The sequence below is a fragment of the Clostridium sp. JS66 genome (assembly GCF_033561535.1).
GTDB lineage: Bacteria > Bacillota > Clostridia > Clostridiales > Clostridiaceae > Clostridium_AM > Clostridium_AM carboxidivorans.
In genome coordinates this window covers 4749677-4763822 of record NZ_CP131467.1, presented here as the reverse complement: position 1 = coordinate 4763822, position 14146 = coordinate 4749677, and the positions used below count along the sequence as shown (strand labels likewise).

9 protein-coding genes are annotated in these 14146 nt (G+C 29.3%); 5 read left to right on the top strand and 4 right to left on the bottom strand.

All coding sequences use genetic code 11. The features are described 5' to 3' along the window. Nucleotides 1-184 precede the first annotated feature (184 nt). From Q6H37_RS21925 to Q6H37_RS21915, 3 genes are all read left to right on the top strand, one after another. Nucleotides 185-880, top strand: coding sequence for a response regulator transcription factor (locus tag Q6H37_RS21925; protein WP_318736598.1), 696 nt, complete (start codon nt 185-187; stop codon nt 878-880). Further along, complete coding sequence (locus tag Q6H37_RS21920) at nt 865-2085, top strand: HAMP domain-containing sensor histidine kinase (protein ID WP_318736597.1); 1221 nt, start codon at nt 865-867, stop codon at nt 2083-2085. The genes Q6H37_RS21925 and Q6H37_RS21920 overlap by 16 nt, the downstream gene beginning before the upstream one ends. Before the next feature lie 284 nt (nt 2086-2369). Then, the gene (locus Q6H37_RS21915; protein WP_318736596.1) at nt 2370-4961 is read left to right on the top strand and encodes an Ig-like domain-containing protein; all 2592 of its coding nucleotides are present in this window, start codon (nt 2370-2372) and stop codon (nt 4959-4961) included. A 203-nt stretch (nt 4962-5164) separates the two neighbouring features. Here the strand turns inward: Q6H37_RS21915 and Q6H37_RS21910 are convergent, their stop codons facing one another. The 3 genes from Q6H37_RS21910 to Q6H37_RS21900 all read right to left on the bottom strand — a co-directional run bounded on the left by Q6H37_RS21910 (nt 5165) and on the right by Q6H37_RS21900 (nt 8007). Next, on the bottom strand, nt 5165-5971 hold the full coding sequence (locus tag Q6H37_RS21910) for an ExeA family protein (RefSeq protein ID WP_318733562.1): 807 nt from the start codon (nt 5969-5971) through the stop codon (nt 5165-5167). A gap of 15 nt (nt 5972-5986) precedes the next feature. After that, nucleotides 5987-7246: a DDE-type integrase/transposase/recombinase gene (locus tag Q6H37_RS21905; RefSeq protein WP_318734736.1), complete on the bottom strand. Its 1260-nt coding sequence runs from the start codon at nt 7244-7246 to the stop codon at nt 5987-5989. 206 nt (nt 7247-7452) lie between these two features. Continuing rightward, the gene (locus Q6H37_RS21900; protein WP_318742904.1) at nt 7453-8007 is read right to left on the bottom strand and encodes a DUF6431 domain-containing protein; all 555 of its coding nucleotides are present in this window, start codon (nt 8005-8007) and stop codon (nt 7453-7455) included. Between the two features lie 213 nt (nt 8008-8220). Between Q6H37_RS21900 and Q6H37_RS21895 the strand changes: the two genes are divergently transcribed. Continuing rightward, nucleotides 8221-10926: an Ig-like domain-containing protein gene (locus Q6H37_RS21895; protein WP_318736595.1), complete on the top strand. Its 2706-nt coding sequence runs from the start codon at nt 8221-8223 to the stop codon at nt 10924-10926. A 108-nt stretch (nt 10927-11034) separates the two neighbouring features. Continuing rightward, nucleotides 11035-12849, top strand: coding sequence for a motility associated factor glycosyltransferase family protein (locus Q6H37_RS21890; protein WP_318736594.1), 1815 nt, complete (start codon nt 11035-11037; stop codon nt 12847-12849). 223 nt (nt 12850-13072) lie between these two features. Here Q6H37_RS21890 and Q6H37_RS21885 read toward each other — a convergent pair whose 3' ends face one another. Next, nucleotides 13073-14107 (bottom strand): GntG family PLP-dependent aldolase, encoded by a 1035-nt coding sequence (locus Q6H37_RS21885; RefSeq protein ID WP_318736592.1) that lies wholly within the window; start codon nt 14105-14107, stop codon nt 13073-13075. Between the last annotated feature and the right edge of the window lie 39 nt (nt 14108-14146).

Sequence of the window (14146 nt, the reverse complement as noted above, 5' to 3'; positions counted from 1 at the left end):
TATTTTGTAGTTATATATGCTCGCTTTATGGAAGATAGTTAAAATAGTAAAACTGTCAACCATAAAGTGAGCATTTTAGTTATTTACAAATATGTTAAGAATATAGTTTTATTCTTAGGAAAAACTATCAGGAGAAAAGTGTTTAGAAGGTGGTACTTATAATAAATAGAAGGAGTAATATGCTATGAGAATACTTGTAGTAGAAGATGATAGATTAATTTTACAGTCTATAAGAAACAGTTTAAATAAGTACTATGCCATAGACAGTGCTTCAGATGGTGAAGAGGGTCTATACATGGCACAGCAAAATATATATGATAGTATAATTCTTGATGTAATGCTTCCAAATTTAAGTGGTGATAAGATACTTAAGACTATTAGACAGGAAGGCATATATACTCCAGTATTGTTTCTCACTGCAAAGGATTCTTTGGAGGATAAAATAAAAGGCTTTAAAATGGGAGCTGACGATTATATTGTCAAGCCTTTTTATATAGAAGAATTAAAAATTAGAATAGATGCATTGCTTAGAAGATCTGGAGCACTTGTATCTCAAAATATATTAAAATGCGGTATATTAGAGCTTAATATTAAGTCTAGGGAACTATTCATCAATGGGGAAAAAATAGAGCTTCAAACTAAATTGTTTGATATTTTAGAGTACTTAATTAATAATAAAGGCGCTATTCTCACAAAAGAACAAATATTTCATAGAATATGGGGATTTGAATCAGATACTACTATAAATATTGTAGAAGTATATATACATAAGCTAAGAAAGATATTAGAACAATATGGCTGCCATAATTATATAAAGACCATAAGAGGAGTAGGGTATATGTTTAAAATAGATGAGGAGAATAAATGTTTAAAAAATTAAAACTTAAACTTACATTGATAAATGCCGTAGTTTTTTTTATACTTTTTTTAATGTTTAATATAGTTATATATTTTTATACAAAATCAAGTTTGTATGCGGAAGTAGATAGAAGCTTAGCTATTTCTAGAAGAATAATTGAAATGAATCTTAAAAACAGCAATCCTAATTTATCTATGTTAGATCCTAGAGTGATTTCCATAGTAAGGGATAATAAAGGAAATATTCTTTCGGATACACATATGCCTATATTTTATAAAAGTAATGAAGAATACATTAAGCCAGTAAAAATAGATGAATTATACGATGTTAAGTTCAAAAAATTTAATTTTAGAACAATAGCCTTTAGTGACCAATTAAATGGTAAAACTGTTATGGTTCAATTACTTAGAAATACAAACTCAGAGAAAGAGTTTATGGATAATGTTTTGAAAATTATAATTTTAGGTGGAGGAATAATATTTTTAGTCTCTATATCAGCAGGATGGTTTTTAGCGCAGAGAACTATGGTGCCAATAGTTACTGCATGGGAAAAACAGAGGCAGTTTGTTGAAGATGCTTCTCATGAAATGAGAACACCGTTAACCGTGATACAATCTCAAGTACAATTAGTTTTTCAAAAACCAAATAGTAAAGTAATAGAAAATGCAAGTTATTTAGGTATAGCTCTTTCTGAAACAAGAAGATTATCTAAATTAGTATCTGATTTATTAACACTTGCTCGTTCTGATTCTAATGCAGTAGAAATAGAAAAAAGACCTGTAGATATAACAGAACTAATAAAAAAAGTATCTGAACCATACATTGAAATAGCGGAAATAGAACATAAATATATGAGGATAGAGGAAATGAAAGGTTTAACTATAAATTGTGATGAAAAGAGAATACATCAACTTTTGGTAATTCTTTTGGATAATGCATTAAAGTATACGTATGAACAGGGAAATATTGAGATAAGTGTTAAAAGGAAGGATAATAAATGCAGTATTGTTGTAAAAGATGATGGTGCAGGTATAAGAGAGGAAGAAAAAGAATTAATATTTGAAAGATTCTATAGAGGGGATAAAAGTAGAGCAAGGGAAACAGGTGGCACAGGATTAGGTTTATCTATTGCTAAATGGATAGTGTTAAAGCATGGAGGAACTATAAGAGCTGAGAAAAATGTTCCCAAGGGAACAATAATTGAGATAGTACTTCCTGTTAATTAAAATAAATTATTTTTAATTCTATATGATTGCAATATATAGTACCCTTAGAGAAACATTTCTGGAGTGTACGTTCAAGAAAAAATAAACATTTATGAATAGAATTGTTACTTTGTGTTGAGCAAAAACTTTATTAAAAGAGAAACTTTAATGAAATTTATAATGAAAATAAAATTTATACTACAGTTTTACACAAATGACCAGTTAGTCTATATAGAATCAAGATAAATATTAGTGTATAATGAAATTATTATCAAATAAGATAAAATATAGGTAGGTGGTTCAATTTGAAGAAAAATTCAGAAGTAGGTAGAAAAATTAGTGCTCTTTTAAGCTTAGCTGTTTTCTCAACTTCGTATATATCATCACAAATATCTAACGTGCATGCTTATTCAAATATTAGTGAAATAAGTAAAATTTCGAAAAATAGTGGCCAAATAAGCAAGCCTTTTAAAAGTACTAGTATTGTAGAAAATAAGTATGGAATTAAAGATTATCCCAGGTATAACACGAGCCTACAAACTCAATCTTCAGATTTAAATAAAAATAAGATTAAAACAGAAAAAAAAGTAAGCACAACAAATGCAGACAAGCAGCAAAGTACATATTATGATGCTACAGTATCTACGAGTTCTTCTGCAAATGTGAAAGCTAGTAAAATTACAGCTAGTAATGAAGCAGGATCCGTAGTACCAAGTATAAAAAAAATATATACAGTACCTTATGGTGATTATTCACAGGGTGCACAAGATTTAAATAATGGGCAAATGAGTGTAAATGTAAAAGATGTTGAAAAGATAATAATAGAATTTAACGATAATGATATAATTAAAAAGGATAATAAAGGAAGTTCGGTATATGCAGGAATAGGAAATTTGCCAAATGATTTAATAAAACTTGAAAAATTAGATGGCATAAATAAAATAGAAACTGAGTTAAATTTAAGTGGAGTAAATAATTATGGAAATAATATTATAAAGTTAGTAGATAATACAGAGTCTGGAGAAAACGATGAGATAATAATCAATACTACTTCATCAATGAATATGGAAGGGCTAGTACAAAATTCAGCGTACAAGCTATTAATAGGAAATATTACAGATGAAGCAGGAAACAAGATAACAAATCCTCAGACATTAAATTTTTCAACTGGACCTGCACCAGTGCTGCAGTTGAATAGAGAAGAATCAAATGTAGAAAATTCTGGATCTAGCATAAATTCTGGAAGTTTAATAACAGATGTAAAAGTAGATGGAAGCTATAATGGATTTGTATTAGACACAGGTTATAGTGATAAAGAAGACATGCTAACAAATGTAAATGTGGATACAATAAAAGTTTATGAAAATGGAAGTTCAACACCATTAAGTTCTGATGCATATTCAGTAGTATTATCACCAGACGGAAAGAAGATAATAATAAAACCAAATGCTAACGGACTACAAAAGAACAAAACATATGCAGTAGTAGTAAATGGAGTAAAGGACATAGAAGGAAATCCGATAGGAAACATTGATGGAAGTATAAAGAATCAGTATAGATTCTATTTTCAGACAGGAGACGGAACAGTATTAAGCGTTGGAAAAGTATATATGACATATGATGAGTTTGGAATGTATAAAAATAAAGAACGAGATTTGAAAGATGGAGCAACAGGTGTATTTGCAGATCAAAATAGTTATTATCATAATATAGTTATAGAATTTAACGATAATGACATAATAAAGAAAAATTCTTTAGGAAGTTCGGTATATGCAGGAAATGGAATATTAATAAATGATTTGGTAAAGCTTGTTAAAGTAGATAACTTGAATGGGAATGAAACGCAAGTAGATTTAAGTGGGAAAAATAGATATGGATATGAGCAAGTAAGAGTTTTAGACAATACAGACTTAAATTCAGAGGGGAAAGATAAAATAATAATAAGTGCAAATTCATCAATAAATATGCCAGGTATTATAGAAAATTCTAAGTATAAATTGATAATTGGAGATATAACAAGTGCATCGGGAAATATCATAAGTAACCCTCAAAGTATAGGGTTTGTAACTGGACCATCACCAATGCTGGGGTTAAATAAAGTGGAATCAAGTGTTAATAATATTGGTTCAAGCCTTAATGCGGGAAGTTTAATAACAGATATAAAAATAGATGGCAGTTATAGTGGATTTATAGTTGAATCTGTTTGGAGTTATCTAAACGGATATGTGGATTTGGATGATAAGCTGACAAATGTAAATGCAAATACAGTAAAGATATATGAAAACGGAAGTAGTACGCCGATAGAAAATGACAAATATGAAGTAAGCTTATCAACAGATGGAAAGAAGATAACAATAAAACCAAATGCTAACGGATTAGAAAAGAACAAAACGTATGAAGTAGTAGTAAATGGAGTAACGGACATAGAAGGAAATCCGATAGGAAACATTGATGGAAGTACAAAGAATCAGTATAAATTCTATTTCCAGACAGGAGACGGGTCAGAGCCAAGTGTGGCAGAATTCCATACTGGATATATGTTTAAAGGTAACCATGGAGAAGTACTTTTTGGAAGTCAAAGTATTATTCATGATGGAAGTAAAGATGTTGCATCAGGAATATTTCAAAACCAAAATAGTATAGTGGTATTATTTAATCATAAGGATATTATAAAGAAAAATTCCTTAGGAAGTTCAGTATATGCAGGAAAAGGAGTATTAGCAAATGACTTAATAAAGCTTACAAGAACAGATAATATAACACAGCGAGAGCAAGCAGTGGATATAAGCCAAACGGATGTTTATGGAAATAGGGTGATACAGTTTAAAGATGATACTGAAAAATTTGGAGATGTAGTCGATGAAATAGTAATAACTGTTACGCGTCAAATTATTTAAGCTATTCAAAGTCAAATTATTTCAACCTAAATTAAGTAATAATATGGTAAAAATGCAGATTAAATAATCTTACGATAGAAAAAAATATGTAAAAAGTCAAATTAAATCAACCTTTCTTCACAATATCCACAATGTATAAAATATGAAAATTAGACAATTAATATAGGTATAAAAAAACACTGCCAAGTAAGCAGTGTTTAAAATTAAATTGTAAGGTCAATTTCGCTTTGAGCTTTATAAACTATTTCAGCATTAATAGAGGAAAGTTTTTGATTAGCACCAGAAATAAGACACATTCTCGTTAGAGAATTTAAAGGTCTTATAGAGCCATTTGTGGTTGAATACATAAGTTCAAATGCATCATCAGTAAAAATAGGTTCTATGCAGCCTGCGGCTTTAAGCATTGAAATTATGTAGGGTTTACATTCTTCTGGCGTTAGCCCTCGTAAGCAATAATTCATTAAAATTCGCTGGCGCAGCGCTTCATGAATTTGTCTGCTGAGTTGAAGTAAAAAGTTAGGTTGACCTGAAAGAATTAGCATAGCATAATTCTTTGAATCCATATTAAAGTTAAATATAATTCTTAAATCATCAAGGATGGAATTGCTTAAAAACTGACATTCATCTAATATAATGACTGGGGTTATATTTTTACTATGACTATAAGTGTATATAGCTTCCTGTATTTGTTTAAACATAGTAACTTTTTTACAGGCAGGAATTATTCCAAGACCATCACAAAGAGCTCTGTAAAAATCCATGACCGTTAAGGTCGAAATAGGAATATATATACATTTATATAAATTGGGGTTGAGTGAATTTACAAAATAACGGAGTAGGAAAGACTTACCTACTCCGGGTTCACCAGTAAGTACACCAATGCCCAAAACAGATTTTAAAAATTCTAATCTGCTTAATGCGTGATTAAAGTCTTGGAATTTAAAGCTGTGTGTTAAATCAATATTTTTATCAAATGGGTCAAAGGTTAACCCATAAAAAGTTTTATACATAATATCAACCTCCGGTTAGTTAGCTTTAAAGGCAGAAAAATCAACAGAATCATTATTAGATCTTCTAACCTTTGAGTTATCAATTTTTTTTAGTGGGAAAATAGTATCTGTAAGCTTAGCATCTTCAGAGAAGATGTATGCTTTATCAAGTGAAGTAGGATCATAACGAATATTTATTTTTTCTCTTACATACTTTAATGGAACTTCAAATAATTTAGTTCCTATGGATACTGTGGAGTCATTTTTAACAGTACGTTGAACTTTATATAAAAATAAATGATCAAGTTCACTTTTAGAGGAAACAAACCTTAAATTTTCAATATTATTCATATATTTATCAAAGGGTGTAGAATTTATTGATGAATGAAAGGTTTTGTTATAGTGATTAACATAAGTCAATAGAGATTCATTCAAAATGTCTATTGACTTAAAATCACCCCAGTTTATTGAATTCATCCATTGTTTTTGCATTGTTTGAAACCACCTTTCAATTTTACCTTTCGATTGAGGAGAATATGGCCTAGCAAAGCTTAAAATAGACCCAAGTGAAGCACATATAAGTTGAAACTGTTCACTTTTATATATCTTTCCGTTATCAACAAAAACTTTTTTAGGAATACCTTTAGATGCTACCGCATCTTTAAAAACAGCCATAAGAGACAATAAATCATCTTTAAAAAATACTTTACATCCAACAATAAGCCTACTAGCATCATCAAGGAAAGCTATAATATAAGTTTTATATTTTCTGCCTTGAATAGTGAGATAAGGTCCAACAGATACATCAGACTGCCAACATTCATTCGCATATTCAAATTCAAAGGCTCTTCTATCTTGAGGCGCCAGCTTTTGAGGTGCTATATTAGCCTGTTTTATGAATCTAGTTATTGTAGAAAGAGATATATTGTTTTCATTTTCAAATCCTTTGGCAATAACTTCATGATATATATGTTTAGCAGTTTTTTTGGGGGAATTAATTTTGCAGTTTATAATGAACTGCTTTGTTTCTTGCGAAATTTTTCTTGAACAACCTTTGTCATCTCTTGTTTTAGGATATAAACCGTCTATACCATGTTTCCTATATAAGGTTAACCAACCTTTAATTGTAGCCGGAGAATACTCTTTTCTTCCGCCGTTAGGCATAGTATAAGATTTAGCAGCAATTTCTGATAAATATTCTTTAACAGAAGATTGAGTAAAAGTATTAGTGATTATAGGTGCAATTAGAGAGTATCTAAACAGAGCTATTTTTTGGCTTAATTCATGAGATATCATAATTAAATGCCTCCTTCAACTTTGAGTTTATTTTCATTTTTAATTATGTACCTCAATAATCAGCCTTAACCGTTAAAAGTTGTGTGGAAAAATATAAGAACTTCAAAATAAAATTTAAAAGTTGAGACAAGTTTTAAGTAAATAAGCATTAAAAAAATAAGAAGTGTTTAATTTGATAAAGGGCAAAAAAACTAAAGCTTCTGTAATTAAGGTTTACAGAAAAAATATTTAGGCATATCTAAGAAAAATCTTAAATTAAAATCATATCTTAAACGTGAAAAATCAGTAATCATTGTAAGTAAATTGGATGGAAAAACATTTTTGGTATCAGGGCAAAATATTTTAAGTTGTGCAAAAAATAGGCGAATAGCCGTTAAAGAAGTTATTAGTCTGCTTTTCCAAAATGATAAATGAGTTTTGTTTATGGATAACATACAATTTATAGAGTTAACAAACTTAATAATTTTGCTAAATGAGTAATTAAATTTAAACATAATAATAAGGCAAGTTAATATAACATGATAGGTGTATTGTCTATAAGGTATTATGAAACTTGGAATAAGAGAGTACGTCTTATGGCATGATTTGCACCTATATCTAATGATAACTACTCTATAAGCTTTGTTAAATGTAATCAAATTTCTATAGTAGAATCCATGTCTATATAGTTTTCCTTCATATCCGCATGCTTCGCATCCATATTTTATGGGAAACCTATTATACTTATTAAGCTTATTATATTTTCTTATGCCGTAAGGCATCTTTATTATTTCTATCACTTTTTTTCAGTCCTATAAAATTTTTTATATTTTTAAATTATAGTCAGATTAAATAATCTTATTCTTTTTGTGTCAGATTATTTAATCTGACGTAAAAAGAAAGGCTATTATAATTTACTTTTTTTGAACCTGTTATTAAGCAAATAAATTGCTTAATAACAAATAACACCAATGTCATCAATGAGCATGATAGGATTGCTGAAAAACTCAACCTATAAATTGAGTATAGGAAATATAACAGATGCATCAGGAAATGTGATAACGAATCCACAGGATATAAGCTTTACAACAGGACCAGCGCCAGTAATAAATTTCAACAGGGAAGAATCGGGAGTAGGAAATACAGGTTCAAGTATAAACGCAGGAAGTTTAATAACAGACATAAAGGTAGATGGAAATTACAACGGATTTGTAGTGGATGCAGGGTATAGTGATCAGAACGATAAGTTAGCAAATGCAAACTCAAACACAGTAAAGATATACGAAAATGCAAGTACTACGCCAGTAGGAAGTGACAAATATATAGTAGGTTTATCAGAAGATGGAAAGAAGATAACAATAAAACCGAATGCATTACAGAAGAACAAAATATATTCTGTAGTTATAAATGGAGTAACAGACGCAGAAGGAAATCCGATAGAAAATCATGATGGAAATGTAAGCAATCAATATAGATTCTATTTCCAGACAGGGGATGAAGTAGCACCAAGTATTGGGAAAATAGGTACAGCAAGTGTTTGGATGAGTAATATATATAACTATGAAGAAATTAAAAACGGAGATAAAAATGTAAGTAACAGCTGGAATGGCAGTAATAGTATAGTAATAGAATTTAATGATACAGATGTTATAAAGAAAAATGCTTTAGGAAGTTCGGTATATGCAGGAAATGGAATACTTGAAAACAATTTGATAAAGTTAACAAAGGTAGATGGTATAACAGGTGAACAAAAGACAGTAAATATAGGAGGATTTGACAGATACACAAATAGGGGAATACAGTTTATAGATGACAGTGATAGTTATGGAAATGGAAAGGACAAAATAGTAATAACACCAATGTCATCAATGGATATTGCAGGATTAATGCAAAACTCAATGTATAAGTTGAGTATAGGAGATATAACAGATGCATCAGGAAATGTGATAATGAATCCACAGGATATAAGCTTTACAACAGGACCAGCGCCAGTAATAAATTTGAACAGGGAAGAATCAGGAGTAGGAAATACAGGTTCAAGTATAAACGCAGGAAGTTTAATAACAGACATAAAGGTAGATGGAAATTATAACGGATTTGTAGTAGATGCAGGATATAGTGATGAGAATGATAAGTTGGCAAATGTAAATACAAGTACTGTAAAAATATATGAAAACAGCAGTAATACGCCGATAGGCAGTAGTGAATACAATGTAAGTTTATCAGGGGATGGAAAGAAGATAACAATAAAACCGAATGCGAATGCATTACAGAAGAACAAAATATATTCTGTAGTTATAAATGGAGTAACAGACGCAGAAGGAAATCCGATAGGAAATCATGATGGAAATGTAAACAATCAATATAGATTCTATTTTCAGACAGGGGATGAGGTGGCACCAAGTATAGAAAGAGTTTATACATCAAGTGATGATTATGGAATGTATAATCAAAAAGATTTGCATGATGGAGATAAAGGAGTAAATATAAATAAACACAGTGGAAGTATAGTAGTAGAATTTAATGATAATGATGTAATAAAAAAAGATGGATATGGAAGTTCTATATATGCAGGTAATGGAAATTTAATAAACAATCTTATAAAGTTAACAGAAACAGATAGTGTAACAGGAAAACAAATATTATTAGATCTAAATGGACTTAATAAGAAAGGGCATTCAGTTGTAACACTGGAAGATAATACGGATTATTATTCTAACGGAAAAGATAAAATAATAATAAATAATTCATCATCATTAAATATGGTAGGTTTTGAAGATAACTGCAACTATACATTGACAATAGGAAACATAACAGATGCATCAGGAAATGCAATAACCAATCCACAGAATATAAGCTTTACAACAGGTCTATCTCCAGTATTGAAATTAGATACTATAAGGTCAAAAGTAAATAATACAGGTTCTGGACTAGATTCAGCAAGTTTAATAACAAATATAAAAGTAGATGGCAGTTATTCGGGATTTGTATTAGGGGAGATAAATGATCCCGATGATAAGTTAGCTAATGTAACTACTAAAACAGTGAAGATATATGAAAATGGAAGTTCTGTACCAATTGGAGAAGATTCATACACAGTTAGTGTAGCAGCAAATGGAAGAAGTATGAGTATAATCCCAAATGAAAACAAGTTACAAAAAGGAAAAATATATTCAGTGATAGTAAATGGAGTAACAGACACAGTAGGAAATCCAATAATTAATAAAGATAATGCTGGAAACGAGGATAATCAATACAGGTTTTATTTTAAGACAGAGGAAGCATCAATACAGCCTCCAATAATAGTTGTACCTGTACAGCCGGTAGAAACGACGGTATTGTCTACGGTAACTCCAACGACAGTACTAAAACCAACTGATACTGAACTGCAAAAGGCCAAAACTTTTAATATATCTACACAACCAGTAAGTCCAAGTAAGGTATGGACAATTGCTTTTACTAAAGAGGTTGCTGTTAAATATGATGTTGCATCAAATATAATTGTACTTGATTCTAGCGGAAAAATAGTTCCGGTGAAGATTAACATTTTAAGTAATAAAAAATGTATTACTATAATTCCGGTTTCAGGAATGTACAAGCTAGGTGAAACTTATACATTGTATGTAAATAAAAAGATGAGTTCAGCTGAAGGTAAAGATTTAAAATCTTCTTACAAAATAAATTTTACAATTATGAATTAAACATTTGCTAATAAATATTTTAGCTGTATGACTAGCTTTAAATAGAAGAGTTGAATTGAGAAATACAACTCTTCTATTTTATATAATATAAGTCTCAGGAGGAAAGTAATGAATTTCTATGATACAAATATTTCTATATTAAAGGAAAAGCATAAAATAAATTTAATAGATCAAACAATAAATACGGGAAATTATAGAATATTGAAAAATAATCAAGGCATATATACTGGTATGGTAAGAAAAAATGAAAATTGGATTTATATTGATTATGAAGATAGAAGAATAAAAGAGTTTGGGGAAAATATAAAATCAGGAAAAAGGACAATTATAGTAATTGGTTTTGGTTTAGGAAATTGCATTAGTAAACTTTTAAATAACATTGGTAATAGTGATTTCATTGTATTAGAAAATGATATTCAGATGATGAATTGTGCATTAGCTATAAGGGATTTATCGGAAGTCCTTAATGATAACAGGATTAAATTAGAAATTTGCTATAATAGTAGCGATATAAATGAAATTCTTGAAAATAATATTAAAAGTATATTTTTTACAAGTGCTTTAGATGTTATAATTTGCCCGGGATATAATGAAGCTCATAATGAGTTTACTAATACCGCTATTGAATGTATAAAAAAAGCTTTTAATAATAGCATTGTGAATAAGGATACAATGCAAGTTATGTCAAATGATATTTTAAAAGCTTTATTTGATAATATACCTTATATTGTTAAGTCAAGTTGTGCTAATCAGCTTAAAGATGTATTTTGCGGAAAAACAGCAGTGATAGTATCCTCAGGACCTTCTTTAAGCAAAAACTTGCACATATTAAAAGAATACAATGATAAAGCAGTTATTATTACTAGTGCAAGGAATGTTAATTATATGTCTAGTGAAGGGATAGTACCTCATTTAGTTTGTATGATTGATCATGGAGATATTGTATATGATTTTCTTAAGGATTCCTTTGATAAAGGACTGTATTTTGTTAGTACAGAACATGCAAATAATAAAGCTATAAAGAATATAGAAAACTTTAATATGTTTTGTACAGTGCTTTTTCATGAATTTGTGAGTAAAATAACTGAAAGAGAATATGAAAAGTTTCCAAGTATATCATCAGTAGCTCATTTAAGCACAATACTTGCTGTTTATATGGGATGTAAAAATGTAATATTTATTGGACAAGACCTTGCGTATACAGATAATAAAAGTCATGATGATTTTTCTGGTGCTAAATGGGGAGCAGATTTAAGTAATAGAGATGATTTGTTTTATGTAGAAGGAAATTATAATGATAGAGTTTTAACTGATATATCACTTCAAAATTTTAGACAATGGTTAGAAGATTACATATATAATAATAAAGAAGTTAGATTTATAAATTGTACTGAGGGAGGCGCTAAGATAAAAGGAACCTGTATAGCAGAACTAAGAAAAACATTAGATCAGTTATGTATGGAAAATATAAATGCTAATGAAATAATAAAAAACACATTTAATAATAAAATAAAATTTGATAAATATAGAGTTATTCATCAAATTATGAAGTTAGAAGAGGAAATCACCTTAATTAAGTCAAAATATGAAGAAGGAATAGAGTTATGTAAAATTATATATGAATTTAATAAAGGAAATATTAAAACAGATGTAAATAAAGTTGTACAACAATTTTCAGAAATTGATAAAGTTTCCGAAGGAAAAACTTATATAAATAGTCTTATTAATATTATTGCAGTAGTTCCATTGAAAACAATTATGCAAGATACCAATTTAATTGAAAATTTATCAGATTCTCCAAGGCAAAGAGGAATTAAATATGCAAAAAGAAATCAAGCTGTGTGTAAGCTTTATATTGAAAGCATGAATAAAATACTTGAATTAATTCATGAATGTATTGAAGAATTAAAAAATATCTCATAATTATTATATTCTTATGCAAGTTGCATATGAATTAGCAATAAGTTACTATTATTAAGCACTTGAATAAGTTTGATAAATTAAATGAAAAAATTTTAAGAATAAAAAATCCCATCAAAATGTTTTATGATTGCAAGTGATGAAATAAACAAAGGATGGGATTTTATGCAAGATTTATTAGTTGAAATTTTCTATAATTTTTATAATTGCAATAGCAGTGTATGTTTTACAGTAATATATTTTTTAATACATCAATTGTCTCATCAATATCTTCTGTTGTAATACCTCTATGAGTTACAAATCGACAAGTTGTTGAATCAATTACTTTTATTTTTATACCATGTTTTTGCAGATCACTAGATACGTAGCAAGCATCTTTTTTAATATTTTTAAGATTTAATTGTACTATATTAGTTAAAGTATTTTCCACATCAACTAGATTGTTATTTAAATTGGCAAGTCCAACGGCTAAACGTTTAGCATTTAGATGATCAATTTTTATTTGGGGAATCATGGTTTTAAGTGCAACAATACCTGCGGCTGCCATATGTCCTGCTTGTGCCATTCCACCTCCAATTCTTTGTCTCATTCTTCGTGCTTGTCTAATAAAATCTTTTGTACCAAGAAGAATACAACCCACAGGAGCGCTTAATCCCTTGCAAAGAGAAAATTGCATAATATCAATTCCTTGGCATAGGATTTCAGGATCAACTTTAAGAGCAACTGCAGCATTAATTATTCGAGCTCCATCTAAATACACCAGTAAATCATTTTTATGAGCCAATAAAGAGAGTTCAGATATGTACTCTTGGGAGAGTGGAATTCCACGATTTAAATCGTAAGTATTTTCTAAACATAGTACTTTTGTTGAAGGAAATTGTAATCCACTTTTATGAATTGATTTTTCTACATTTTTAAAATTAAACTGTCCATTTTGGCTGTGAAGAGATCTAGTTTGAACTCCTGAAAGAGCAGCTAGTGCTCCAGTTTCCATATTATAAATGTGAGATTCTTCACCTACCAGTACCTCATCACCAGGATGAGTAGATGTCATAATAGCTATTTGATTTGCCATAGTAGCTGAAATAACAAACATCCCATCTTCTTTTCCAAATATTTTAGCACTCATCTTTTCCAATCGATTTACTGTTGGATCTTCGCCATTAAAATCATCACCTACTTCGGCATTCGCCATAGCTTGTCGCATTTCTAATGTTGGCAATGTTGCTGCATCACTTCTATAATCTTTAATTAAGCTCATTTTGACCTCCTTGAAATTAAACGATGTTTCTACAATGTA

What these genes read in the sequence shown, in the direction of transcription:
- Q6H37_RS21905 (WP_318734736.1), bottom strand. Translation starts at nt 7,246, where the DNA reads ATGATATCTCATGAATTAAGCCAAAAAATAGCTCTGTTTAGATACTCT.
- Q6H37_RS21890 (WP_318736594.1), top strand. Translation starts at nt 11,035, where the DNA reads ATGAATTTCTATGATACAAATATTTCTATATTAAAGGAAAAGCATAAA.
- Q6H37_RS21885 (WP_318736592.1), bottom strand. Translation starts at nt 14,107, where the DNA reads ATGAGCTTAATTAAAGATTATAGAAGTGATGCAGCAACATTGCCAACA.
- Q6H37_RS21910 (WP_318733562.1), bottom strand. Translation starts at nt 5,971, where the DNA reads ATGTATAAAACTTTTTATGGGTTAACCTTTGACCCATTTGATAAAAAT.
- Q6H37_RS21925 (WP_318736598.1), top strand. Translation starts at nt 185, where the DNA reads ATGAGAATACTTGTAGTAGAAGATGATAGATTAATTTTACAGTCTATA.
- Q6H37_RS21920 (WP_318736597.1), top strand. Translation starts at nt 865, where the DNA reads ATGTTTAAAAAATTAAAACTTAAACTTACATTGATAAATGCCGTAGTT.
- Q6H37_RS21900 (WP_318742904.1), bottom strand. Translation starts at nt 8,007, where the DNA reads ATGCCTTACGGCATAAGAAAATATAATAAGCTTAATAAGTATAATAGG.